25 protein-coding genes and 1 pseudogene are annotated in these 23,102 nt (G+C 68.7%); 8 read left to right on the forward strand and 18 right to left on the reverse strand.

All coding sequences use genetic code 11. The features are described 5' to 3' along the window. Positions 1-162: 162 nt before the first annotated feature. From G3I60_RS13315 to G3I60_RS13325, 3 genes are all read left to right on the forward strand, one after another. Positions 163-2,409 carry an MMPL family transporter gene (locus G3I60_RS13315; protein WP_164293630.1) on the forward strand — a complete coding sequence of 749 codons (2,247 nt, stop codon included), beginning with the start codon at positions 163-165 and terminating at the stop codon, positions 2,407-2,409. Between the two features lie 164 nt (positions 2,410-2,573). Further along, entirely contained in the window at positions 2,574-4,217 is a 1,644-nt protein-coding gene (locus G3I60_RS13320) for a tryptophan 7-halogenase (protein WP_343240959.1), read from the forward strand. After that, positions 4,214-4,687 carry an ester cyclase gene (locus G3I60_RS13325; RefSeq protein ID WP_164293632.1) on the forward strand — a complete coding sequence of 158 codons (474 nt, stop codon included), beginning with the start codon at positions 4,214-4,216 and terminating at the stop codon, positions 4,685-4,687. Before G3I60_RS13320 ends, G3I60_RS13325 begins: the two co-directional genes overlap by 4 nt. On the opposite strand, the gene G3I60_RS13330 is transcribed toward G3I60_RS13325, so the two are convergent. The 3 genes from G3I60_RS13330 to G3I60_RS13340 form a co-directional block, all read right to left on the reverse strand. Further along, complete coding sequence (locus G3I60_RS13330; protein ID WP_164293633.1) at positions 4,617-5,309, reverse strand: response regulator transcription factor; 693 nt, start codon at positions 5,307-5,309, stop codon at positions 4,617-4,619. The genes G3I60_RS13325 and G3I60_RS13330 overlap by 71 nt on opposite strands. A gap of 400 nt (positions 5,310-5,709) precedes the next feature. Beyond that, entirely contained in the window at positions 5,710-6,729 is a 1,020-nt protein-coding gene (locus G3I60_RS13335) for a methyltransferase (RefSeq protein WP_164293634.1), read from the reverse strand. Between the two features lie 11 nt (positions 6,730-6,740). Continuing rightward, the gene (locus tag G3I60_RS13340) at positions 6,741-8,006 is read right to left on the reverse strand and encodes an acyltransferase (protein WP_164293635.1); all 1,266 of its coding nucleotides are present in this window, start codon (positions 8,004-8,006) and stop codon (positions 6,741-6,743) included. 235 nt (positions 8,007-8,241) lie between these two features. On the opposite strand from G3I60_RS13340, the gene G3I60_RS13345 reads away from it, so the two are divergent. After that, positions 8,242-9,027, forward strand: a complete 786-nt coding sequence (locus G3I60_RS13345) for an SDR family oxidoreductase (protein ID WP_164293636.1) — start codon at positions 8,242-8,244, stop codon at positions 9,025-9,027. A gap of 5 nt (positions 9,028-9,032) precedes the next feature. Next, positions 9,033-9,482 carry a nitroreductase family deazaflavin-dependent oxidoreductase gene (locus tag G3I60_RS13350; RefSeq protein WP_164293637.1) on the forward strand — a complete coding sequence of 150 codons (450 nt, stop codon included), beginning with the start codon at positions 9,033-9,035 and terminating at the stop codon, positions 9,480-9,482. A 104-nt stretch (positions 9,483-9,586) separates the two neighbouring features. Here G3I60_RS13350 and G3I60_RS13355 read toward each other — a convergent pair whose 3' ends face one another. From G3I60_RS13355 to G3I60_RS13415, 14 genes and pseudogenes are all read right to left on the reverse strand, one after another. Further along, entirely contained in the window at positions 9,587-11,293 is a 1,707-nt protein-coding gene (locus tag G3I60_RS13355) for an NAD(P)/FAD-dependent oxidoreductase (RefSeq protein ID WP_164293638.1), read from the reverse strand. A 180-nt stretch (positions 11,294-11,473) separates the two neighbouring features. Next, positions 11,474-12,016 carry a cupin domain-containing protein gene (locus tag G3I60_RS13360; RefSeq protein WP_164293639.1) on the reverse strand — a complete coding sequence of 181 codons (543 nt, stop codon included), beginning with the start codon at positions 12,014-12,016 and terminating at the stop codon, positions 11,474-11,476. Between the two features lie 122 nt (positions 12,017-12,138). After that, positions 12,139-12,942 carry an SDR family oxidoreductase gene (locus G3I60_RS13365; RefSeq protein ID WP_164293640.1) on the reverse strand — a complete coding sequence of 268 codons (804 nt, stop codon included), beginning with the start codon at positions 12,940-12,942 and terminating at the stop codon, positions 12,139-12,141. Between the two features lie 95 nt (positions 12,943-13,037). Then, positions 13,038-13,502, reverse strand: a complete 465-nt coding sequence (locus tag G3I60_RS13370) for an anthrone oxygenase family protein (protein ID WP_164293641.1) — start codon at positions 13,500-13,502, stop codon at positions 13,038-13,040. 9 nt (positions 13,503-13,511) lie between these two features. Then, positions 13,512-14,747 carry an FAD-dependent monooxygenase gene (locus G3I60_RS13375; protein WP_164293642.1) on the reverse strand — a complete coding sequence of 412 codons (1,236 nt, stop codon included), beginning with the start codon at positions 14,745-14,747 and terminating at the stop codon, positions 13,512-13,514. A gap of 13 nt (positions 14,748-14,760) precedes the next feature. Continuing rightward, positions 14,761-15,081, reverse strand: a complete 321-nt coding sequence (locus G3I60_RS13380; protein ID WP_164293643.1) for an antibiotic biosynthesis monooxygenase — start codon at positions 15,079-15,081, stop codon at positions 14,761-14,763. Further along, a complete protein-coding gene (locus tag G3I60_RS13385) occupies positions 15,078-15,401 on the reverse strand; it encodes an antibiotic biosynthesis monooxygenase family protein (protein ID WP_164293644.1) in 324 nt (107 codons plus the stop codon). The genes G3I60_RS13380 and G3I60_RS13385 overlap by 4 nt, the downstream gene beginning before the upstream one ends. Before the next feature lie 20 nt (positions 15,402-15,421). Next, positions 15,422-16,168 carry an SDR family NAD(P)-dependent oxidoreductase gene (locus G3I60_RS13390; protein WP_203672850.1) on the reverse strand — a complete coding sequence of 249 codons (747 nt, stop codon included), beginning with the start codon at positions 16,166-16,168 and terminating at the stop codon, positions 15,422-15,424. After that, positions 16,165-16,650 carry an SRPBCC family protein gene (locus G3I60_RS45380; RefSeq protein ID WP_275405901.1) on the reverse strand — a complete coding sequence of 162 codons (486 nt, stop codon included), beginning with the start codon at positions 16,648-16,650 and terminating at the stop codon, positions 16,165-16,167. The genes G3I60_RS13390 and G3I60_RS45380 overlap by 4 nt, the downstream gene beginning before the upstream one ends. Positions 16,651-16,671: 21 nt before the next feature. Further along, positions 16,672-16,884, reverse strand: a pseudogene (locus tag G3I60_RS45385) (acyl carrier protein); the annotation flags it as partial. A gap of 47 nt (positions 16,885-16,931) precedes the next feature. Next, complete coding sequence (locus tag G3I60_RS13400) at positions 16,932-18,182, reverse strand: ketosynthase chain-length factor (protein WP_164293646.1); 1,251 nt, start codon at positions 18,180-18,182, stop codon at positions 16,932-16,934. After that, positions 18,175-19,452, reverse strand: a complete 1,278-nt coding sequence (locus G3I60_RS13405; RefSeq protein WP_164293647.1) for a beta-ketoacyl-[acyl-carrier-protein] synthase family protein — start codon at positions 19,450-19,452, stop codon at positions 18,175-18,177. Before G3I60_RS13405 ends, G3I60_RS13400 begins: the two co-directional genes overlap by 8 nt. Then, positions 19,449-19,853, reverse strand: a complete 405-nt coding sequence (locus G3I60_RS13410) for a cupin domain-containing protein (protein WP_343240962.1) — start codon at positions 19,851-19,853, stop codon at positions 19,449-19,451. Before G3I60_RS13410 ends, G3I60_RS13405 begins: the two co-directional genes overlap by 4 nt. A gap of 91 nt (positions 19,854-19,944) precedes the next feature. After that, a complete protein-coding gene (locus tag G3I60_RS13415; RefSeq protein ID WP_164293648.1) occupies positions 19,945-20,271 on the reverse strand; it encodes a TcmI family type II polyketide cyclase in 327 nt (108 codons plus the stop codon). A 508-nt stretch (positions 20,272-20,779) separates the two neighbouring features. Between G3I60_RS13415 and G3I60_RS13420 the strand changes: the two genes are divergently transcribed. Genes G3I60_RS13420 through G3I60_RS13430 form a run of 3 tightly spaced genes read left to right on the forward strand, consistent with a single transcriptional unit; the run spans position 20,780 to position 22,337 of the window. After that, positions 20,780-21,235, forward strand: a complete 456-nt coding sequence (locus tag G3I60_RS13420; protein ID WP_343240972.1) for a flavin reductase family protein — start codon at positions 20,780-20,782, stop codon at positions 21,233-21,235. Beyond that, a complete protein-coding gene (locus G3I60_RS13425; RefSeq protein ID WP_164293649.1) occupies positions 21,232-22,074 on the forward strand; it encodes an AfsR/SARP family transcriptional regulator in 843 nt (280 codons plus the stop codon). The genes G3I60_RS13420 and G3I60_RS13425 overlap by 4 nt, the downstream gene beginning before the upstream one ends. Before the next feature lie 20 nt (positions 22,075-22,094). Then, positions 22,095-22,337, forward strand: coding sequence for a DUF6059 family protein (locus G3I60_RS13430; protein ID WP_164293650.1), 243 nt, complete (start codon positions 22,095-22,097; stop codon positions 22,335-22,337). Positions 22,338-22,342: 5 nt separating this feature from the next. Here the strand turns inward: G3I60_RS13430 and G3I60_RS46385 are convergent, their stop codons facing one another. After that, entirely contained in the window at positions 22,343-22,933 is a 591-nt protein-coding gene (locus tag G3I60_RS46385) for a DUF1772 domain-containing protein (protein ID WP_343240963.1), read from the reverse strand. Positions 22,934-23,102: the final 169 nt, after the last annotated feature.

Here is a 23,102-nt window from a genome sequence, read left to right on the forward strand (position 1 = left end):
TGCCCTCCCGCCGGGAGCTCTCTGCGTTCCCCGGACAGGCCATCCCGTACTCAACTTCCGTGCCCGGTCAAGGCTTTGTGTTGCGATCGCCGTGATGTCGGGCTACCTTCTCCCTTGATACGTAGTGTGGCTACACAATAGCGTCCCTACAGGAGGGGTCCCATGGAGCGCATGACACGATGGGTGCTGGCCCATCGGCTGCAAGTGGTCCTGGCGTGGGTGGTACTCACCCTGGTCGGGGGCGCCTTGTCCAGCAGCACGATCAAGGGACTCTCGTTCGAGTCCCGGCTCCCGGACAAGCCTGCACAGGTGGCGAACGACACTCTCGCCCAGCGCTTCTCACAGACCGGCGGCAAGAACGCCCCCCTGCTGCTCGTGGTGACCGTGCCGGAGGGCACGACCGCCGACAGCGACGGCGTGCGCAAGGAGTGGGGCGACCTGGTCGCCAAGGTCACTCCGCACGGCGGCCGCAGCGTCTCCTACGCGAACACCGGCGACGACTCCCTGATCTCCCGGGACAAGCGCACCACCGTGGCGCTCGTCTACCCGCCGGCGAACCACACCAACGTCCCTTACGAGCAGTCGCTCCCAGGGATCAAGCAGACGGTCGAACGGACGAAGGTCGCGGGCGCCCGGGTCGAGCTGACCGGCCAGCCCGTCCTGTCCGGCCGCGACAGCGGAGCCCAGCGCAGCCCGATCTTCGAGACGCTGATCGGCGCCCTGGGAGCCCTGGTCGTACTCGGCCTGGTGTTCACCAGCGGCCTCGCCATCGTCCCCCTGCTGATGGCCGGGGTCGCCATCCCCACCACGTTCCTGCTGGTACGCGCCATCACCGGGGTCACCGACGTCTCGTTCATCGTCCAGTACCTGGTGGCCCTCATCGGTCTGGGCATCGCCATCGACTACGCACTGCTCGTCGTCACCCGCTGGCGGGAGGAGCGGCAGAAGCCCGGAGCCGACGGCCCCGAGCCCGCGGCGCGCCGCTTGGCGGTCATCCGTTCCGTGGCCAGCGCGGGCCACGCGGTCGCACTGAGCGGCGCCACCGTGGCGATCTCACTCGCCGCCCTCGTGGTCCTGCCCGTTCCCTTCCTGCGCAGCGTCGGATACGCGGGCCTGCTGATTCCGCTCGTCAGCGTCGCCGTCGCCCTCACCCTGCTGCCCGTCCTGCTGTACTCCTGGGGCGACAAGCTCGACCGGCCGCGCCGCGTCCACCGCCCGGACAGCAAGGTGTGGGGGCGGATCGCCGGAGTCACCACACGTCGCCCCGTGCTCACCGCGGTGATCAGTGGCGCCTTGCTGCTGGGCCTGGCCGCGCCCGTGTTCGCCCTGCGTCTGGGGCAGCCGGCCACCGTGACGCTCGCGCAGGGTGGTGAGCCCGCCGCGGCATTCCAGCGGATCGTCGACGCGGGCTTCGGCGAGGGCATCGCACGCCCCGTCGAGGTCCTCGTGGAGGCGGGCGGCAGTGACGCGATGAACAGCAAACTCGCCGGCCTGGAAGGCGTTGCGGGATCCGTCGCCCCGGCGGACTGGGGGAGTGGCGGACAGCGCATCGTCGAGGTGTGGACCAAGGCCGACCCGTCGAGCGCTGACGGCAGGGACACGGTGACGAGCATCATGGATGCCGCACAGGGGACTCCCGGCGCGCTCGTGGGAGGCGGACCCGCTCAGGACGTCGACTTCATCGACGCGGTCTACGGATCCCTCGGGCTCATCCTCATCTTCGTGGCCCTGCTCACCTTCATCGTGCTGGCCCGGACCCTCCGCTCGGTCGTCCTGCCCATCAAGGCCCTGATCCTCAACGCGCTGTCCACCTGTGCCGCCTACGGCGTGGTCGTGCTCATCTGGCAGAAGGGCTACGGGAGCGAGGCGCTGTTCGACACCCCGGCGATCGGGGCGGTGACCATCTGGATTCCCATGGCGGTCTTCGCCTTCCTCTTCGGGCTGTCCATGGACTACGAGGTGTTCATCCTCCACCGCATCCGTGAGACCCATCTCGAGCTGACCGCCAAGGGGGAGCATGACACCGTGATCCCCTCCGTCGTGACGGGCATCAGCCGCACCGGCCGGCTCGTCACCTCCGCGGCGCTCATCCTCTTCCTGGCCTTCATCGCACTGGCCAGCATCCCCATCACCGATGTGAAGGTGTTCGCCACCGCGTTGGCGGCGGGCATCATCATCGACGCCACCGTTGTCCGGGGCCTCCTCACCCCGGCTCTGGTCACCCTCCTCGGGCGGTCCAACTGGTGGTTCCCGCACTCCTTGGGCCGGTTGCTTGTTACTACCCCCGGACAGGCTTCCGGCCCGAGGTCAGACCCCGCCGACGATGTGGCGGAAGGTCATGAGGGCCAGGTGGCGGCGTTGGCCGACGCTGCCTCCTCGCCGAAGGCGGGCCCGCAGGGCCGCGCCTGACCGTGTGGGCCACCGCGCCTGAGCGCGGTGGCCTGCACGTGCTTTCTCACGCCTTCATCGGTATGCGCAAGGGTGGTTGTGCGGACGCCGGGCTCCAGATGGCGTCCGAGACCGGACGACTGCGAAGGGAACCGACAATGTCCACACAGAGGCCTAGTCACGACGTGGTGATCCTGGGGTCGGGAATCGCCGGATCCACCCTCGGCGCGGTACTGGCCCGCAGCGGAGCCAAGGTGCTGATCGTCGACGCGGGGAGCCATCCCCGGTTCGCGGTGGGGGAGTCGATGATCCCCCAGCTCGTCGCGTGGCTCCAGGTGCTCGCCGAGCGTTACGACGTGCCGGAGTTCGAGGCCCTGACCGACTCGACCACGATCAACGAGAAGGTGAGCAACACCTTCGGCCGCAAGCAGCACTTCGGGTTCATGCTGCACCGGCCGGGCCAGGAGCCCGACCCGACCGAAGCGCACCAGTTCGTCATTCCCGACGCGCTGACCTCCGCGAGCCACCTCTTCCGGCAGGACAGCGACGCCTACCTGTTGCGCGTCGCGGTCGGATACGGCTGTGAGACACGTCAGCAGTGGCGGGCGGAGAAGATCGACTTCAACGACGAGAGCGTCACGGTGACCGGCGCCGACGGGCAGGTGGTCAGGGCCCGCTACCTGGTGGACGCGAGCGGCTTCCGCTCCCCGCTGGCGGACCAGCTCGGCCTGCGCGAGGAGCCCGCCCGGTTCCAGCACCACTCGCGGTCCCTGTTCACGCACATGATCGGGGTGCGCCCCTTCGACGAGGTGCTGGACGTCCCCGAGCAGAGCCGGCCGCCCGTGCGGTGGCACAACGGCACCATGCACCACATCTTCGAGAGGGGCTGGTTCTGGATCATCCCCTTCGACAACCACGAACTCTCCCGCAACCCGTTGTGCAGCGTGGGCGTCACCCTCGACCCGCGGCTGTACCCGAAGCCGGAAGGGATCAGCGCGGAGGAGGAGTTCGCTCAGCTGCTGCACCGGTTCCCCGCGGTGGAGCGGCAATTCGACGGAGCCGCCAAGGTCCGCGAGTGGGTGTCCACCGGGCGGCTGCAGTACTCGTCCCACAAGACCGTGGGCCAACGGTGGTGTCTGATGTCGCACGCCGCGGGCTTCCTGGACCCCTTGTACTCGCGCGGCATGTCCAACACCTTCGAGATCATCCACGCCCTCGCCCCGCGCCTCCTCGCGGCACTCGCGGACGACGACTTCGACGAGGAGCGTTTCCGCTACGTCGAGGAGCTCGAACAGGGCCTGCTCGACTACAACGACACCCTCGTCAACTGCTCGTTCATCGCCTTCTCGCACTTCCGCCTCTGGGACGCGGTGTTCCGTGTCTGGGGGAGCGGCAACACGCCCGGCACCCTTCGGATCAACAACGCGCTGCGCAAGTTCCGCACCGACCGCGACGTGAGTGTCTTCGACGCCCTGGAGAAGGCACCCCACACCGGCCTCTGGTGGCCGGACAACGACCATTTCAAGGCACTGCTCGCCGGAACGGCCGAGGCCTGTGCGCAGTACGAGGCGAAGCTGATCGACGGCGACACGGCGGCGGACATCATTCTCCAACTCATCCAGGAATCCGAGGCGGTGCACGCCGGATTCGGCTGGAAGGACGCGAAACAGCGGTTCATCCACCCGGATCGGAGCCAGATAGAGGATTTCCTGCAATGGGCCGCGGCATCGCCGCTTCCGGAACTGAGCACCATCGGTCGGGAAAGCCTTGCGGCGCTACGCGCGGCGGGTACCGCACCGGCCTCCGTTTCTGTGGAGGGAGGCCGGTGAACGGCGTGACCTCTCATGAGGAACGGAGCGACCAGGAAGCCAACAAGGCTCTCGCGTGCCGCTGGTTCGAGGAGGGCTGGAGCCGGGGCAACCTGGACGTCGCCGACGGGATCTTCGCCCCCGAGTTCCTGCTGGGCGGCGAACGGGTCGGCCCCGATGGGCCCAAGCGAAGCGTACAGTCGCGGCGCGCCGCGTTCTCCGGGCTCACGGTCGACGTCGGACTGCAGGTGGCGGAGGGGCCTTGGGTGGCGAGTTGGTACACCACCCGCGGTACGCATGTGGGGAGGTTCGGCGGCGTGGAACCCACGGGGCGCGCGATCTGCTCCGAAGGCATCCAGCTGTGGCGGGTGGAGAACGGGCTGGTCGTCGAGGATCGGAACGTGTTCGATACGCGGCGGGTCATTTCGCAACTTCTCGCGCCGGACGGACAAGTTCCGCGTTCGGCCCATGATGTAACGGGCCGGCAGTAATAATGTTGTTCTCGTAGGCGAAAATGACCGCGTGTACCCGGTTGCGAAGGCTCAGCTTTTCCATTACTTTCTGGATATGGGACTTCACGGTGCTCTGGCTCAGCGTCAATTCCGTGGAAATCTCAGCATTGCTGTATCCGCGTGTCATGAGGCCGAACACCTCTATTTCCCTTTCCGTGAGCTGCTCGAGTGGAGAGTCCCCCGACTCCTGCTGGGCCCTGGGGATGAGCAGGGACCGGCCGGTGGCCATGATGCGGACTGCCGCGGTGAGCTCCTGAGTGCTGCTCCCACTGGACAGCAGGCCCTTCGCGCCGGCTTGCAGCACGTGGTCGGCCACCGCGTCCACGTCATCGACCAGGACGAGGACATTGGGCGGTGGGAGCGGCGAACGGGACCGGGAGAGCGCATTCATGCTGTTCAGGGCCTGCGCGGCGTCCTTGTGAGAGTTGATGATGACGACATCCGGTCGCTGCTCCCCGTACTGGGCGGCCGCGGTGTCGTCGTCCTGGGCGACCCCGGTCACCCGCATATCCGGGCGGCCGTCGAGAATGGTGTGCAGCCCCGTCAGTGAGATGGGGTGCGAATCGACGAGCAGGACGCTGATGCATGGCGAACCTGGCATTTATTCCCCCGGAGTTCATGGACGGTGCGGTCCTCGGCCAGAATAGCGTGGCCGATGTCGGTCGGATCCAGCTGGCTATTGTCCCAGATTGACGAGTCCGGTCCGAGTCGTCACGGACGCAGCGAAACTCCGGTTGAACGGGGTGACCGTCCTGAGTCGCCCTGAACCATCGGAGTTTCGATGTGCCGTCAGCCCGTCAGCCCGTCAGCCCGTCACCAGCTGCCTTTGGCTGACCGCGGATCCCGGCACGGCGGCGGGGAAACCCACCTGACCGGAGTCCCCGCCGTCGCCCGCCCTCGGAACCTCCTGGGCCTCACCGGGCCGGCGCACCCCGGGGATCACGGGACTTTGCGACACCCCTGCCGGGCCGCGGTCCGGGAGGGACCTGTCGATCTCCACGTCAGTTCTTGCGGCCGATCACCGCTGTCGTCAGCGCGGGCAGCCTGACGACCCGTTCGACGATGAAGCCCGCTTCCGTCATCCACGAGCCGCACTCGGCCGGCGAGAAGCCGGCGGCCTGTGCGGACTGCAGCATCATGATGAGACTGAGCATCAGAGGGTCCGCCTGCTGCCGCTCGTCATCGAGCATGGTGTCGTACACGATGACCACCCCGCCGTCCTGAACGGCGTCGTATGCCTTGCGCAGCAGCGTGGCACGCTGCTCCATCGGCCAGTCGTGCAGCACACCGCCGAGGATCACGACATCCGCGCGCGGCAGGTCGGCGGTGAAGAAGTCGGCACCTACGAACCGCAGCCGCTCCTCCACGCCGCGCTCGGCTACGAGCTGGTCGAAGTGCTCCGCCATCGAGGGGCGGTCCAGCACCGTGCCGGTGAGCCCGGGATGCGCCGCGGCGAGATGCGCCGCCAGATTGCCGCGCGCTCCACCCACGTCACTGAAGGTTGCATACCGCGACCAGTCGAAGACGTGTGCCAACTCCTCGGCCACGGCCCCGCTGAAGCTGTCCATCGCGGACAAGAACTGCCGCAGCCGGGCGCGGTCGTTGAAGATCTTCGTGAACGGGACCTCGCCGTCGGCGCCCTGGTTCCGGGCGGTGCCGTCGCGTAGCAGCCTGGTGAGCGAGCCCTGGTCGCTGCCCATGAGTTCGGTGGTCATCCGCAGGAAGCCTCCCACGTACCCCTCCCGGTCCGGCAGCAGATGGCGGAGCGTGCCGGGGCTGTTGCGATAGCCGTCGTCGGCCCGCACCAGGAGGCCGATGGCGGCCAGTGCGTCCAGGAAGTCCCGGCCGCCGCGGGGGTGCAGGCCCGTACGGTCGCACAACTCCTCGGCGCTGAGCGATCTGTCGCCCAGCACCGAGAAGACCTCCAGGTCCAAGGCCGCGGTCAGGAGCTTACTCCGGAAGAAGGACCAGCCGACGAACATCACGTCGAAGGGGTCCGTGACAGGTCCTGGCAGCGTCATGCTCGGCAACCTCATTCTCTTGATGTGGAACTGCTTTTGGTGCGATGGCTCTCCGCGGCAACCGGCCGGATTGCCGGAGCCGGAACGTGTGCGGCTCGCCGACCTATTCGGTTGCGCAGCCACCGCTCCACCGGACGCTCATAGAACTGGTACAGAAGGGCGCAAACGGCGAGAGTGATGGCGAGGGCGAGCAGTGCCCAGCCCGCATTCGACCAGCTGGGCTGGACAGGCCGTATGTAGAATTCGATAATGCTCTTTTTATCGAATACTGCCGACGAGATCTCGAAGAGCACGGTGAAATGCAGAAGGTAGAAGGCGTACGACCATTTACCGAGTGCCACCATCGGCCTCGCCCGCAGCCACGACGCACCGCCTGTGAGGTCCCGCTGGGCCACCGCGACGATCACGAGCGCGAACAGGGGAGCGGAGACCTGGCCGAGGGCGTCGTAGGCGACGGCCAGGCGCCAGGTCTCATCACGCAGCAGCCACAGGACGAAGAAGCCGGCGGCGAGCAGTGCGGTGGCCGACCGGACCCCGAGCGGTGAGCGCCAGCCCTTGCGGACCGCGGCCGCCGCGACCATGCCGAGGAGGAACTCCCAGACGCGGGCGATCGGGGAATAGGTGCCGAAGATCAGCCCGTCCATCCCGGTGAAGGCGGGGCGCGCCTGGGGCGGATAGGCCTCCCAGAGCCACACCTTGATGCCCCAGCCCACCATCAGGAGGACGACGGCCGCCCAGCCGAGCCAGCGCAGCGACCGGCGTACCGCGTACTTCGCCACGAAGGGGAAGATCGCGTAGAAGAACGCCTCGCAGGCGAGGGACCAGGTCACCGGGTTCGTGCTGCCCAGGATGTAGCTGGGAATCCACGCCTGGTACAGCAGGACGGCGGAGAGCGCCATCAGGGTCAGGGTGTTGGACTGGCCCGGCTGCGCGTCGGGAAGCTGCAGGAGCAGCGGGATCGCGACGCCGATGGCCAGCAGCGGCCAGATGCGGGCGAACCGGCGTCCGTAGAACGGGCCGACCCGGTCACGGGCCATGTAGGTCCACGTGAGGACGAAGCCGGAGAGCACGAAGAAGAACGTCACTCCGGAGGAACCCAGGGAGAACACGGCCTTGGTGCCGGGGAGCGGCAGCAGAGTACTGACGTGCGAGAGGAAGACGGCGAAGGCCGCGATCCAGCGCAGGCCGGTGAGGGAGTCCAGCCGGCCGGCCGGTCCGCCCCCGGGCGTGAGGGGTGCGAGGGGCGGGGATTCTCGTCTTTGAGCGGAGGAAGTCATGGCACTGGCACCAGCCATTTCAATGGGGGCGGGAATGGAGCGGGCGCGACGGCCTATCGGAGTCGAGCCAATCATGCGGCAGCATTTCATCATCGATCGATGAACCCTCGCTTAAGCCAAAATAAACCGGGTCCGTAATGCCTCTCAGACTTCCTGTCTGCTGGCCTGTTCTCCGGGTTGCGGCTAATCTGTTCCGGCGTATGCAGTTAATTGTCGAAGAGATTCGAGGAATATCATGCGGCGATTTCCGTACGGCACTGCCATGGTGACCGGGGCGTCGAGTGGGATCGGCGAGGGGTTCGCCCGCCTGCTCGCACAGGAGGGAGTGGACCTCGTCCTCGTCGCGAGGCGGGGCGATCTGCTCAAACAGCTCGCGAGCGAGCTCGAGTCCGCCCACGAGGTGAACGTGGAGGTGATGCAGCTCGACCTCATTGACGAGAGCCAGGTCACCGCTGCCGAGCAGCGGCTCGCCGACGTCGACCGGCCCGTGGAACTCTTGGTGAACAACGCCGGTTCGAGCGGCTCCGGGTACTTCGCGGAGCTGCCGGTGGAGCGTGAGCTGCACACCGCGGTACTCAACGCCATCGTGCCCCTGAGGCTGTCCCGCGCGTGCCTCCCCGGCATGATCGCCCGAGGCGCCGGGGGCATCGTGAACGTCTCCTCACTCGTCGCCGTGCTGCCGAAGCCGCGCTCCGCGACCTACGCCGCCTCCAAGGCCTTCCTGTCATCGCTGAGCGAGACCCTGGCCATGGAGGTCGCACGCCACGGTGTCCATGTCACCACCGTCCACACGGGTCTGACCCGCTCCGGATTCCATGAGGCGGCCGGCGTGCCGACCAGTGCGCTGCCCAACATCAAGTGGCTGACGTCCGATCAGGTGGCCCGGGCCGGCCTGGACGCGGTGGCGGTGGGGCGGACGTCCACCGTGCCAGGCCTGGCGTATCGGATCAGGCTCCCCCTGATGCGGGCCATGCCCCGGTCCGCGGTCAGGGCCATCACCCGACGCGTCCACGAGAGGTGACGGACATGACCGCACAGCGCTCCCTCTCACCCCGGCACCGGGTACGCAACAACGTCGTCATCCTCTTTCACCGCCTGGGGCTGCCCTTCGGCCCCCTGTACCTGCTCACCGTCCCCGGACGCCGGAGCGGTCTGCCCCGAACCACCCCGGTCGCCCCGGTGGTGGTCGACGGCACCCGCTACCTTCTGCAGGCGTACCCGGGGTCCGACTGGGTCAAGAACGCTCGTGCCGCGGGGTACGGGGTGCTCACCCGGGGGCGCCGGAAGCAGCGGGTGGAACTCGTCGAGCTTCCCGAGGAGGAACGGGGCCGGATTCTGCGCGAGTTCCCCGGCCACAACCCCAGGGGAGTCGGCGCCTTCGTGCGCAACGGGCTGGTCGACTCCGGCTCCCCGGAGCACTTCGAGGAGGCGGCGGCGCGCTGCCCCGTCTTCCGCGTCGCCCCGCGGGCCGATTGAGCCCGGGTCCGCCCGTGCGGACACCGGCCGTACGAGAGCACGTGAGCGGGCGGCTCCCACGGATTCGTGGGAGCCGCCCGCTTCGGCCGTGCGGTGCGACCGCGTCAGTGCGGCACGCCCATCTCGTCGTCGGTCGCCGCCGGCAACGGCACGCCGTGCACATCGACGCCGGTGATCAGATAGCGCAGTTCGTCCGGGCCCTCGTGGCGCAGCCAGTGAGCCATCCGCCTCAGGTCGTCAGGCATGGGGTAGACGAACCGGCAGCCGGGGTCGCGCAGTCCGAGGTGGTCCAGCACCACGGGGGTGTTCGTCACGGTGGCCAGCAGCTGCTTGCCCGCGTCTGCGGCGGTCTCCTCCCCGCGGTCGACCGCCTCGCAGAGCCTCACCATCTCGTCGAACAGCGCCTTGTAGCCGGGGGACCCGGGTACCGGAAGCCCCGGGTAGGCCGCCTCCTCCATCGCGCGGAGCACCCCGTCGTCTCCGGAGTCCGCAAAACGCTCGGTGAACCGGTCGAAGCGCAGATTGATCGGCACCTCGGCCGCGCACCAGATCCGGTAGACGGCGTTCCACAGGGAGTGGTCCTTGAAGGAGATGAACGAGCAGTTGACGAGCTCGTCGTTGTAGCGGATCAGTCCCTGCTGCAGCTCGTCGACGTACCGGAAGCGCTCCTCGTCGAAGTCGTCCTCCGCCAGCGCGTCGAGCAGCCGCCAAGCAAGGGAGTTGACCACCTCACCGGTGTTGGTGAGGCCGCGCGAATACAGCGGGTCGATGAAGCCGGCCGCGTGCGACATCAGGCACCATCGGTGTCCCACGGTCTTGTCGGAGGCGTACTGGATCCGGTCGGCCGACACCCACGGCCGTACGGTCTTGGCGTCCGCGAAGAGCCGCTCCACCGCGGGGAACCGTGCCGCGAAACTCCGGAACTCCTCCTCCGGGGTCACGTCGTGGTTCTTGGGGTACATGCGCTCGTCGAGCGTGAGACCGACACTGACCAGAGGATTCCTCGATCCTGGCGCATTGTTGAACGGGATCGACCAGAACCACCCGCGGTCGAAGAGGTGGTGCATGGTCCCTTCCACCCACGGAATGGGCGGCGCGTCCTCGGGCCCCACCCGCAGGCACTCGTCGGTCGGCCGAACCCCCAGCATGTGGGTGAACATGGAGCGGGAGTGGTGCTTGACCTTCTCCGGGGGCTTGCGCAGCCCGAGCTCCTTGGCGATCGGGGAGCGGAACCCGCTGGCGTCCACCAGATACCGGCCCTCGTAGCGCTCGCCACCCTTCCCGACCACGGCGACGTGATGCTCCTTCAGCTCCACGTCCTCGACGTGGAAGGCCTGGCGGACGTCGCAGCCGTAGCGGACTGCGGCGTGGAAGAGGTACGCGTCGGTGTCCTGGCGGAACAGGTGGCCGGTCTGCAGCACCTTCGACGGCGGGCTGAACTGGAGGAACTCGGCCGGGTCGGGCTCCTTGCCCTCCTCGTGCCGGATGAAGCCGAAGTGGCGCTTGGTTCCGGAGGTCGGGGCGATGTCGTCGTGGATGCCCTGGTAGGAGGTGAGCGACTCCAGCTCGGGAACACCGTAGCGCCGGGCGAGCAGCCGGAACACCTTCAGGGTGTAGAGCGTCGTCGACTCGCCGACGGCGAAGCGGGGGTGCGTTCCGCCGTCGAGGAGCAGGACGGAGACGCCTTGCTTCGCCAGGATGGCGCCCAGGGTCGCCCCGGCGATGCCGGAACCCAAAATGATCACGTCATGGCGGCGGGGCGGCGTGGCCGGCCGCAGGCCTGCGCGGTTGCCGGAGAGGTCTCCTGGCATGGTTGCTCCTCGTCGGGCTGGAGTGAGTGGGCGGCGCCTGAGTGCGCCGGAGCGGAACGGGGGGACGGCCGGGGTGGCGCGGAAGGCCGCGCCGCCCCGGCCGGAGTCCTGCGAGCCACACGGTGCAGGGGAGGCCGCCGGCCCGAGGAAGTGGGCCACCGGCACCCGGGCTGGGCTGTGTCAGCCACGGACTCCGTGCGCGGCGGCCGGACCGCCGGCACCACCGCGGAGTCCGGCCGGCGGGCCGCCCACGTCACCGCGGGCACCGGGCGGCGGCATGAATCCACGCATCTGGTTCTCGTTGGCGAGCTCCTGCATCTTGCTCCAGTCCGGGGCACCGCCCGAGACGATCTCGGACAGGCCGATGAAGAAGTTCTCCACGCCGCCGGGAGTCGCGATGACCAGCAACTCGCCAGGCTGGTCACCGACGTTGAGAAAACGGTGCGGCACTCCGCGCGGCCCGTAGATCACGGTGCCCGCGGTGATGGTCTCCGTGACCCCGCCGACCTCGAACTCGTAGGTGCCCTTGTTGACGAAGAACGCCTCGTCGGCGGTCTCGTGGACGTGCAGCGGCGGACCACTGCCCGGCTGGGTGGTGATCTGGTAGAAGCTGTACAGCCCGCCGGTGTCCTCCTTGCGCAACAGGAACCGGCCTTCCTCACCGAACCAGCAGACGGGCTCGACATCGTCCCGGTTGACAACTTTTCGTTCGGGCTTCGACAAGGTCATTCCTTTCGGTCGGGCCGTCCGCTGACGGACGGCAGTCGTTGGACAGGCAATCAGCGGCTGAAAAGGGGGTGATAAAGGAGGCGAAAAGCGTCATGGCCTGCGGGGCGGCCAGGCGATCAGGCCAGCGCCGTGCCGCCGTCCGCGACCAGGCAGCTGCCCGTGAGGTACGAGGCGCGCTGCGAGGCGAGGAACGCGATGATCTCGGCGATGTCCTCAGGGGTTCCGTTGCGCCGCAGTGCGGAGCGCTCGGCGGCGGCCCGGCGTGCTTCCTCGGGGATGTACTGGGCGAGTTCGGTGAGGATGAGATTGGGCTCCACCGCATTGACCCGCACACCGTGCGGGCCCACCTCCAGCGCCAAGGTGCGCACGGCGGCCTCCACGCCGGCCTTGGCCACGGACAGCGGCAGGAAGCGCGGCGCCGGTCGGCGGGCAAGAGCCGCCCCCACCGCCACCACGGAGCCTCCGCCCTGGGCGATCATGTCGGGAAGCACCGCGTGCGTGGTCAGGAACAGCGCCTTGAGCTGCTGCGTGACCACGTGCTCCAGGTCCTCCCACGCCAGTTCGGTCGCGGGAGCGATGCGTGCCTCGTGGGCGCCCAGACCGGCGGCGTTCAGCACCAGGACGTCGATCGCGCCCAGTTCGGCCTTCACGCGGGTGACCAGCGCGGCCACCTGGTCGGGATCGGTGATGTCGCCCTGGAGCGCCACCGCGTCGCCGCCGCGCTGCCGGATCGCTTCCACGACCTCCTGCGCCCGGTCGGCGCTCCTGTGATAGTTGACCGCGACCCGGGCGCCCCGGGCAGCCAGGATCCGGGCGGTGGTCGCGCCGATGCCCCGGCTTGCGCCGGTGACCAGGGCGACCTGGCCCGCGAACTCCGCGGCGGACGTGCTGTTCTCGCTCTCCTCGCGTGCAGGGTTCACCGGTTCTGCTCCTCAACTCGAAGACCTGAGTACTCGTCATACGGATGCGGGTACGGGCATGGGTACGGGCATGGGTACGGCTGTGGACGGGGCGTTCAGGCCCACGTCAGCCAGCAGCCGCCGAGCGCCGCACAGAACGCGAGGACGGAGAAGGCCGTACGCAGCCGGTTGGCACGTGCCCACCGGGCGCGCAGGGTGTGCCAGCCCTCAGGAATCTCTCCGGCCTCGGCCCACGCGTCGATATGCCGGTTCATCCGTACGTTGCGGAGTTCCGACACCAGGGCGACGCCCACCACCCCGGCCAGGGCGGTCGCGAAGGCAGCCTTCGCGCCGGCCCCCGGAGCCAGGAACGACAGCCCGATCCCGGTGGCCAGCGCCACCTTGTTGACGGTCGGCATCAGCGGGTCGAAGCCGGGGTCCAGCGCCCGGTGCACCTCGGACCAGGTCTGCCGTGGCAGGCCCGACAGCATGGGCACGATGGCGCGTTCCACCGCGATCAGCGCACCCGCCAGGACCCCGGTGCACAGGACGAAGACGGTGGCCAGAGCGGCGACCAGCATCGGGTGACCTCACCCCGCCCCGTGGCCGGGGACCGCGGCCGTCCGCAGGGGCGCCCGCTCCAGCCGGCCGTCCAGCATCAGCGAGTAGCTCTGGCCCTTGGCGACCTTGTCGAAGAACGCGTACATCATGACGTCGCGCACCCGGCACAGCGGCGCGCTGTGGGCGAGCCCCAGTGTGCCGATGCGCCACGAGGTCGTCACCATGTCGGCGGCCCGCGCCCGTCGGGCATGCTCGAACGCGCGAAGTGTCTCCGGCACGGCGTCCGGCTCCGCACGCCCCAGCATGTCGGCGAGCACCACACCGCTCTCGATGGCCTGGCCCGCGCCCTGGCTGAGATTGAGCGTCATCGGATGGGCGGCGTCGCCGATGACCACGACCCGGCCCTTGCTCCAGCCACCCCCCGGCGGCCGGTCGTGGATGCTCACGGGCAGGATCGCCTCCTCGTCGGTCGAGGCGATGATCCTGCCGATGGGCTCCGGCCAGTCGCGGTACGCGGTCGCCAGCGCCGCACCACGCGAGTTGTGCATGGTGTCGATCCCGGCGGTCGCGCGGTCACTGGTGATGGCGTCCCAGTAGACCTCGTCCTCGTTCAGCCGGCAGTACAGGAAGCGCAAGCCGCCCTTGCCCCACAGGTTGAAGAACGTGCCGGTGGGCACCAGCGACTCGCCGGGCAGCCGGGTGATGGCCTGCCAGGCCGTGTAGCCGGCGTACCGCGGCGGCGGTTCGAACCCGCCCCGCATCGCGGCGCGCACCGTGGAGCGCAGGCCGTCCGCACCGATCAGCACATCGCCCCGGACCGTGGACCCGTCCTCGAAGCGTGCGCTGACGCCGTCGGCGTCCTGGGTGTAACCGGTGAGCCGGCTGCCCAGCCGAATGCGGTGGTTGCCCACCGCCTCGGTGAGCACCGTGTGCAGATGGGAGCGGCGCAGGGCACAGGCCGGCGCGCCGGCCTGTGCCGTCGGACCGTCCAGGTGCCAGCGGGCCAGCCGCCGGCCGGAGTCGGAACGGAACTCGTGGAAGCGCATGCGCACCGAATCGGCGACGACGGCCTCGTCGAGACCGATCCTGCGCAGCGACAGGACGGCGTTGTGCCAGAGCATGAAGCCGCCGCCCGTCAGCAGCCGTCCCGGAGTGGGACGCGCCTCGAACACCTGCGCCTCGATGCCCTGTCGCAGCAGGCCTGCCGCGGTGGTGAGCCCGCCGATACCGGCACCGATCACCAGGGCCTTGCGGATGGTCGCCATGGTCGCGGTCCGCTCAGGTGTGGGACGGCACGCTGTGGACCCGGGCACGCAGATCGAAGATCCGCCGCTCGATGTCGCCGCCGCTCCAGTAGGGGAACATGGGCGCCGCCATCTCGCGGTGGGACGGGGCGTCCTCCCACGTGCGGAACGCCTCCTCGCTCTCCCACTCGGCGAGCAGAATGTAGCGGCCGGGCACCTCGGCGTCGCGCAGCAGCTCGTCACGGAGGTGTCCGGGGGTGCCCCGGACAACGGAGGTGACCTGGCGGTAGGCCTCCTCGAAGGCCTCCTGGTGCTGGTCCTCGACGCGGGCGGAAACCATGACGCGTACGGTCATGACGGATCACCTTTCAACGATGGGGTGGCTGACACGTACTGGACGAGTTCGAGCACGCGTTTTTGGGCGTTTTCACGGAACGGCTCCAGTCGGGCGCTGAGCCGCTCCCTCTCGGGGCCGTTCTGGAAGGCCTCCAGGGCGGCCTGGTCGATCCAGTCGGCCATGATCAGATGCGTACGGTGGTGGCGCGGATCCCGCAGCAGTGCCTGGGCTATGGAGCCCGGCAACCGCGCGGCATCCTCTGCCGTCTCCAGCCAGGTCGCGCGGAACTCGTCCTCGCAACCCTCCCGGACCGTCATTTCCAGCACGGTGCGCAGCACGGAGTACGGTCTCCTTCCCGTCAGATGCCTCCGTCGACATCGAGCGTGGCACCGGTGATGTAGCGGGCGGCGTGCGAGGCGAGGAACAGCACCACGTCGGCGATCTCCTCCGGTCGGCCGAGCCGGCCCAGCGAGATCATCTGCTCGTAACGAGCCTTCCCCTCGGCCGTGACGGCCTGCATCTGGTCCGTCTCGATCAGCCCGGAGGCGATGCAGTTGACGCGGATCCCCTGCGAGCCCAGCTCCTTGGCCAGGGCTCTGGTCAGCCCCATCACGCCTGCCTTGGACGCCACGTAGTGGGCGGCGCCCGGCATGCCGTGGTGGGCCACGGCAGAGCTGATGTTGACGATCGAGGCCGTCTCGGCGACGTACGGCAGCGATCCGCGGATCACGTTGTACATGCCGGTCAGATTGGTGTCGAGGACGCGGCGCCACTCGTCGGGGGCCAGGTCCCGCAGGGGGTGGTGGCTGATGACACCGGCGTTGTTCACGATGGCGTCGATGGCCCCGTACGTCGCGTGCGCGTCCGCGCTCAACCGGCCGGCCTGCTCGTGGTCGGTGATGTCGGTGCGCACGAGTGAGCCCCGCGCGCCCTGCTCGTCCAGTTCACGCCGCAGCGACTCGACCTGTTCGCTCTCGTTGACGTAACAGGTGGTCACCGCGGCGCCCTCTGCGGCCAGCGCGAGCACCGTGGCCCGTCCGATGCCCCGGGCGCCGCCGGTGACCAGGACGTGCTTGCCCTTGAGCCCGAAGCCGATGTCGCTCATCGCGCCACCGCTGCTCCGGCACCGGCGAGGGCAGCGGCCTCCACCCGCTCCTTGATGTGCGCCAGTTGGATCTTCGAGTTCTTGTTGATGCGCTCGGTCATGGCGGCGTCGTCGATCGGCGCCTCCGGCTTCATGTGGAACTCCTGCACCCAGCGCATCTCCACACCGGCGCCGGTCTCCCGGTACGACCAGTGGATGTTCATGAAGGCGAAGGGGCCGGTCTCGACGCGGTGCGCCTCGACGGTCCGGTTCGCGCGGTCCATGACGCGCTCGGAGACCCAGCTCCAGACCTTCCCGTCGACCTCCGGGTGGAGGGCGAGACGGAAGCGCACGGTGTCGCCGTGCCGGTCCAGGATCTCGGCGGATGCGTACTCGCTGAACAGGTCCGGCCAGCCGGCCACGTCATTGGTCATGTCCCACACCAGGTCGAACGGGGCGTCTACGACGATGTGGTTCTCGGTACGGGCCCCCGCCGGCTTCAGCGTCTCGTTGATCAGTGCGTGGACCTCCGGAAGGCGGGTGAGGCCTTCGGCGTCCAGCTCGATGTCGTAGCGGTTCTCGAACTCGGTGAGTACGTTGATCAGACCCAGCGAGTCCACCCCCAGGTCCTCGATGGTCACGGTCGGGTCGTCCGTCCGCAGCGTCTTCGCCGGAACCCCGGTGCAGCGCTCGACGGTGGTGAGGAAGTCCTCGTACGAGAGGGGCGGCACGGTCATGGACAGCGGTCCTTTCGATGTCGTGTGGTCAAGATCGGGTACGGGCGTCACGGGTTGACCGTCCGTACGACGAGAGCGGAGTTGAAGCCGCCGTAGCCGCGGGCGAGCACCAGAGCGGTGCGCAGCCGCGACACCCGGGGCTCCGACACGAGGTCGATCCGGTGGGCGGCATCCGCGATGACACCCGGCCCGGTGGGCGGGATCACCTGCTCGCGCAGGGCGAGCAGGGCGGTGACGACGTCGAGCGGCGCGCCGCCCGCGTACAGCCGTCCGTAACGCGCCTTGGGCGCTGTGACCGGCACCCCGCGCGGCCCGAACACCTCGGTGAGGCACCGCGCCTCCGCACGGTCCAGCTCGGGTGTGGCCGCCGCGTCGGCGAAGACCACGTCGATCTCCTCCGGCCCGACGCGCGCGTCGGCGAGGGCCAACTGGACGGCCCGGCGAAGCGCGGTGGGGGCGTCGCCGGCCGGGATGCCGGGCGCAGGGTCGAACGTTGCCGCGTAACCGGCGATCTCGCCGTACGGGGCGTCGGCGCCGCGCTCACGAGCGCTGTCCTCGTCCTCCAGCACGAGGATCGCGCCGCCCTCGCCGGGTACATGACCACCCGCGGCTTCGTCGAACGGCAGGTAGGCGCGCTCGGGGTCGCCACTGGTGCTCAACCGGCCGGAGGCGGTCTGGCAGGTCAGGGCGTACGGGCTCAGCGGCGCCTCGGTGCCGCCGGTGAGGATGACCTTGGCATCACCGTGGAGCAGGGCGCGGCGGGCCTGACCGATCGCGTCGAGACCGCCGGCCTGCTCGGCGATGGTGACTCCGCAGGGTCCCTTCATGCCGTGCCGGATGGAGAGCTGACCGGTCGTTGCGGCGTAGAACCAGGCGATCGACTGGTACGGACCGACATGCCGGGGGCCCTTCGACCAGAGGGCGGAGATCTCCCGCTGGCCGAAGGCGTTGCCCCCCGAGGAGGACGCCGTGATGACGCCGAGGTCGTACGGGGAGAACGCCTCCGGACGCACTCCGGCATCGGCCAGTGCCTCCTCGGCGGCCAGCAGCGCGAACTGGCTCCAGCGGTCGGTCTGCACGGCCAGCCGGGGATCGATACCGGGCAGGGTGCCGTCACCGCAGACCTCGCCGACTATCCGCACCGGGAAACCGTCGGTCTCGAAGTGCGTCACGGGGCCGAGCCCGCTGCGTCCTTCGAGCACCCCGTTCCAGAACGCCTTCGCGCCCAGGCCGCTCGGCGCCACCGCGGAGATGCCGGTGACCACCACACGGCGGGTGGCCGTCGCTGTATCAGACATTGCCCACCACCCGTCCGGGGGCGGTCAGGACCATCGCCGTCTGGAAGCCGCCGAAGCCGCTGCCGACGCTGAGTACGGTGTCGGTACGCTGTTCCCGTGCCGTCATCGGAACGTAGTCCAACCCCAGTTCGGGATCGGGGTGTTCGAGGTTGGCGGTCGGCGGGACGGTGTCCTCCTCGATGGCGAGGGCGCAGGCGGCGAGTTCCAGGGCGCCGATCGCGCCCAGGGAGTGGCCCACCATGGACTTGATCGAACTCACCGGCACGCGGTAGGCGTGCTCGCCGAGCGACGCCTTCAACGCGGCGGTCTCGTGCCGGTCGTTCTGCCGGGTACCCGACCCGTGGGCGTTGACGTAATCCACGGCCTCCGACGGCAACCGGGCGCGGTTCAGCGCCACTCGCACCGCCTCGGCCAGCTCCTTGCCGTCCGGGCGCAGCCCCGTCATGTGGAAGGCGTTGCTGCGCTGCGCGTATCCCGCGATCACGCAGTAGATCCTGGCGCCACGTCGGCGCGCGGTCTCCTCGTCCTCCAGGATCAGCACGGCCGCGCCTTCGCCGAGCACGAAACCGTCGCGGTGCCGGTCGAAGGGACGCGAGGCGTGCGCGGCGTCGCCGTTGTTGGGCGAGGTGGCCTTGATCGCGTCGAAACAGGCCACGGTGATCGGTGAGATGGGCGCGTCGGTCGCACCGGCCAACACGATGTCGGCCGACCCGTCCTCGATGAACTGGGCGCCCTGCGCCACGGAGTCGAGCCCCGAGGTGCAGCCCGTCGACACCACCCGGACCGGGCCCTGAGCCCCGGCCGTCCAGGCCACCTCGGCGGCGAGCGTCCCGGGCACCAGGGCCCCGTACAGGTGCGGATACGGGTCCGTGGCATCCACGACCCAACGGCTGCCGCCGTCGCTGACCCGGACGTACTGCTGCTCCAGGGTGACGGTGGAGCCCACCGCACTGCCGATCGAGACGCCGATGCGATGCGGCGGCACGTCGTCGGTCTCGACACCACTGTCCGCGAGGGCCTCCCGTGCGGCGACCACGGCGAACTGTGCGCACCGGTCCATGCGCAGGACCTCTTCGGAGCTCAGGCCGGCCGCGTCGGGGTCGAAGTCGCACTCAGCCGCGATCCTGGAGCGGTAGGCCGACGCGTCGAAATGCGAGATGGCACGCGTGGCCGTACGGCCGTCGGTCAGCAGCTTCCAGAACGCCTTGGTGCCGATGCCCCCGGGCGCCACCACTCCGACCCCGGTGACGACGGCCCTGCGGCCGCTCACGCCGACTCCTGGTCCGGAAGGGATTCGGTGTCCACATGCCCGAGCTCGGGACGCGGCGCGAGCGGGCCCAGCTGGAAGACCATGAAGGCGGGCTCCGCACCGTGGTTCTCCAGCCGGTGACGGACGTTGATCTTCAGGTGGAGTGCCTCACCCGCGGCGAGCGGGACCGGCTCCCCGTCGACCTTCGCCAGGATCTCCCCGCTGACGAGGTACAGGAACTCCTCGGAATACGGGTGGTAGTGCTCGGTGACGACCTCACCGGGCTCGAGGGTGAGCACCCCCATGAAGCCCGCGGTGGCGCCTGCGTTCGCCGGGCTGAGCAGTGTGCGCAGATCCCCGCCCCGGCGCCGGTTGGACTCGATGTCCTTCGCCGCGATCTTCGTCATTCCTTCGCTGGCCACGCCAGCCTCCTCTCGTTGTGCCGCACCGGTGGTGCGGTTCCCCCCAAACGGCGACGCCGCCGTCGCCGGAGCGCGTGAGCGGCGAGCCGCCTCAGTCCTCCGCGCGCCAGGTGTAGAACTCGCGGGCCATGGCGTCCTGCGGGCCGCGCCAGGTCTGGGGCTCGTATGCGGCGATGTACGGGCTCAACTTGTCGCTGACATCGGTGAAGAGCTCATGGCCCTTCAACTCGCCGATCGATCCGCGCACGTCCTCGTCGGACGCAATGTAATGCAGGTAGAGATCGTGGAATCGGAACAGCCTGCGTTCCTTCACGCCGATCAGGTGAGGAAGCTCGCCGGCATCGGATTCGGCGAAGATCTGCTTCACGTCAGCTGCGGCGGTCGGCTTCATGCGAGCCACGATAAGAGTGCTGCGCATTCACTTTCCTCCCGTTCCAGGTTTGGTCGCTCGGCGAGCGGCAAAATCAGAATCACCCGGTGGGGTAAAGCGCTGATGAGGGCAGGGAAAATTCACCCGGAAAAGGTGGCCGACAGGTGCGGCGTCGGGCGTAGCGCGGGCCGTCACGGGTGGCGGCAGCCGGGGGGCTGCGGGCTCCCGGCTCTCCCAGATTGCCCAGTCGGCGCTGCCGAATAGCTTGGACCAGCGGAGACTGTACGTCCTTGACCAGGGCTTGAGTGGCTGAGCGCCCTGCTCCGGTGCAGGCGCTTCGGCCGAAAGTACGCCCCGTCTCGTCCTTTGGGCCGTAGGCGGTGCCAACGTCGCCTCGTTAAGGTCGGGTACCTGCACTGCCCCGTTCCTGACGCCTGAAGTTTCTTCATCGAGGGGCCAGCGCAGTCTTTTCTAGGGGGTTCACGTGGACAGCTTGATCGTTGCTGAAACTGAGGAGAGGGACGCCGCAGCCGTGGAGGCGCGTGTGCTCCGTGAAGTGTGCGGACGTTATCCGACCGGCGTTGCGGTGATTACCTGTCAGGGCAGTGAAGAGGGGCCGGTCGGGATCACGGTGAATTCGTTCACCTCGGTTTCTCTCGACCCCGCCCTGGTGCTCTTCTGCGTTCACAGGGAATCGAGGGCGCTCGCGGCCGTTCAAGCCTCCGGAGCCTTCGCCGTCAACATCCTGGCCTCGGACCAGGCCGCCCTGTGCCGCGCCTTCGCCCGACGCGACACCGCCGACTTCGGCGAACTGCCCCACGGCCCCGGCGCGACCGGCTCCCCGGTCCTCGTCGACGCGCTGGCCTTCCTCGACTGCCGGCTGCACACCACGTTCCCGGGAGGGGATCACATGATCGTCATCGGTGAGGTCGTCGACCTCGGCCTGCTCCGCGAGGACCAGCCGCTGACGTTCTTCCGCAGCGCCCACCCGCGGCTGGAGGTCCTGGCGTGACCGTCACCATCGATAGGCACCCGGCCTACGACGTGCAGGACATCACCCCGCGCAGGGTTGCCCTGCGACTGCTCGGTCCACTGGAAGTCATGGTGGACTCCGTCGAAATACCGCTGCCGCAGCGCAAGTTGCGGCAGCTGCTGGCCACGCTCCTGATCAGGCCCAACGCGACGGTGTCCAATGAGGCACTCATCCGCGAGTTGTGGGGCGACCAGCCGCCGGCCACCGCGCTCGCCGCGTTGCGGGTGTACGTCTCGCAACTGCGCAAGTTCCTGATCCGGTACGACCTCGACGGCCGCTGGTGCACACTGCGCACCCGGGCGCCCGGCTATCAACTCCAGGTCAACGACGGCATCCTCGACACCGTGTGCTTCGACCGGCTGTGCGCGCTGGCCGCGGATTCGGCCGAGTCCGGCCATCAGGAACTGGCATCGAAGCAGTACCGCGAGGCGCTGGCGCTCCGCCGCGGCCCGACCCTGGGGGGCCTGCGGGAAAGCACCGCGCTCTCGGGCACCGCCCTGCAGTACGACGAAGCATGGATGACCGCACTCAAGCGGCGCATCGACCTGGATCTGCAGCTCGGCCGTCACCTCGAACTGGTCGGTGAGCTCAGCCGGCTGGTGGCCGAGAACCCCCTCAGCGAAGGGTTCTGCGCCCGGCTCATGGTGGTCCTGCACCGCAGTGGACGCAGCGGCGACGCACTCGCCTCCTACCGTCGCACCCGAGAGCAGCTCATCGAGGAACTCGGCATCGAACCCGGGCTGGAACTGCGCATGGCCCACCAGACCGTGCTCGCCGACGACACGGTGTTCCACATGCCCACACGGGTCTCGGCTTGAGTGGCCGAGGCCGCGGAGACATGACAACACAGCTGCTTTATCAGGCTTTTTTCTCGACCGGACAGAATACTTCCATGCGTTTGTCCATGAGTCGCCTGCTGCGCCTGTGCGCGAATGTACTGATTGCCTACGGTGAGATGTACTACTGCCTCCCCTACCCGGACGTGGGAGAACCCGCACCGGGGCATCCCGAAAGTATGGTCAGGAACCAGCCGTTCACGGAAATGGAAAAGGCTCTCGACCGTCAACTGGAAGGCCTGTAAGAGTCTCAGGCCGTCGTCTCCCGGAGCTTCGCGTCGCCCGGCCCGGAAGGTTCCTGGGGACTTTCCTGCCGGATCGGGAGAGGCGCCACGGCCGTGATGACGAGCAGGATGAAGGCGACCAGGGCGGTGGAGGTGCGCATCCGGTTGAACAGGTCCCAGCGGTGCAGGATCTCGACGGCGTCGGCCGGCGGCGAGGTGACCGCCCACACCTTGATCTGGCCGTTGATCGGCACGTTCCCGAAGCGGGTGATCAGGAAGGAGGCCCCGGCCAGCAGGGTCGCGCCCGCGCTGAGCAGCCGATCCCGGCCACGTGTCTGCACGGCCAGTGCCAGCGAGCTGGCGGCGGCCGCCCCCATCGCGGTCAGCATCACCGGCGAGTTCATCTTCATCAGTTGGGCATGGAAGGAAAGCCGCATTTCCAACGGAACCTCCCAGAAGGTCGGCCCGAGGTTGACCGCTCCATATCCGAATGCACCGGCGAGGAGGCCGGTAGTACTGACAGCGATGCCCTTCGTTACGCGAACACGCACATTGTCTCCCGCAGTTGAGTAGTAAGAGCTGTGCCGCACAGTCGTCACAAGGGCGAGGATATCCACGGTAGTGGCAGCGCCTCCGGTGGGCGTACCCGCTTGGCGCAAACGGTGCGGTCGGCCCCACCGGAACCGGCCCGGCTCGGACCCAAGCATCCATACGATTCCGGCCTGGCGTGGCCCGGCTCAGCTCCTTTCTTCCCGATGCGCGGCGGAACCGCTGCGGACCGCGAAT

The organism is Streptomyces sp. SID13666 (genome assembly GCF_010548325.1).
Taxonomy (GTDB): Bacteria; Actinomycetota; Actinomycetes; order Streptomycetales; family Streptomycetaceae; genus Actinacidiphila; species Actinacidiphila fildesensis.

Bases quoted from the DNA above. Each gene is read 5' to 3' on its own strand.
- G3I60_RS13315 (WP_164293630.1), top strand. From the start codon at position 163: ATGGAGCGCATGACACGATGGGTGCTGGCCCATCGGCTGCAAGTGGTC.
- G3I60_RS13330 (WP_164293633.1), bottom strand. From the start codon at position 5,309: ATGCCAGGTTCGCCATGCATCAGCGTCCTGCTCGTCGATTCGCACCCC.
- G3I60_RS13335 (WP_164293634.1), bottom strand. From the start codon at position 6,729: ATGACGCTGCCAGGACCTGTCACGGACCCCTTCGACGTGATGTTCGTC.
- G3I60_RS13340 (WP_164293635.1), bottom strand. From the start codon at position 8,006: ATGACTTCCTCCGCTCAAAGACGAGAATCCCCGCCCCTCGCACCCCTC.
- G3I60_RS13345 (WP_164293636.1), top strand. From the start codon at position 8,242: ATGCGGCGATTTCCGTACGGCACTGCCATGGTGACCGGGGCGTCGAGT.
- G3I60_RS13350 (WP_164293637.1), top strand. From the start codon at position 9,033: ATGACCGCACAGCGCTCCCTCTCACCCCGGCACCGGGTACGCAACAAC.
- G3I60_RS13355 (WP_164293638.1), bottom strand. From the start codon at position 11,293: ATGCCAGGAGACCTCTCCGGCAACCGCGCAGGCCTGCGGCCGGCCACG.
- G3I60_RS13370 (WP_164293641.1), bottom strand. From the start codon at position 13,502: ATGCTGGTCGCCGCTCTGGCCACCGTCTTCGTCCTGTGCACCGGGGTC.
- G3I60_RS13375 (WP_164293642.1), bottom strand. From the start codon at position 14,747: ATGGCGACCATCCGCAAGGCCCTGGTGATCGGTGCCGGTATCGGCGGG.
- G3I60_RS13380 (WP_164293643.1), bottom strand. From the start codon at position 15,081: ATGACCGTACGCGTCATGGTTTCCGCCCGCGTCGAGGACCAGCACCAG.
- G3I60_RS13390 (WP_203672850.1), bottom strand. From the start codon at position 16,168: ATGAGCGACATCGGCTTCGGGCTCAAGGGCAAGCACGTCCTGGTCACC.
- G3I60_RS13400 (WP_164293646.1), bottom strand. From the start codon at position 18,182: ATGTCTGATACAGCGACGGCCACCCGCCGTGTGGTGGTCACCGGCATC.
- G3I60_RS13415 (WP_164293648.1), bottom strand. From the start codon at position 20,271: ATGCGCAGCACTCTTATCGTGGCTCGCATGAAGCCGACCGCCGCAGCT.
- G3I60_RS13430 (WP_164293650.1), top strand. From the start codon at position 22,095: ATGACAACACAGCTGCTTTATCAGGCTTTTTTCTCGACCGGACAGAAT.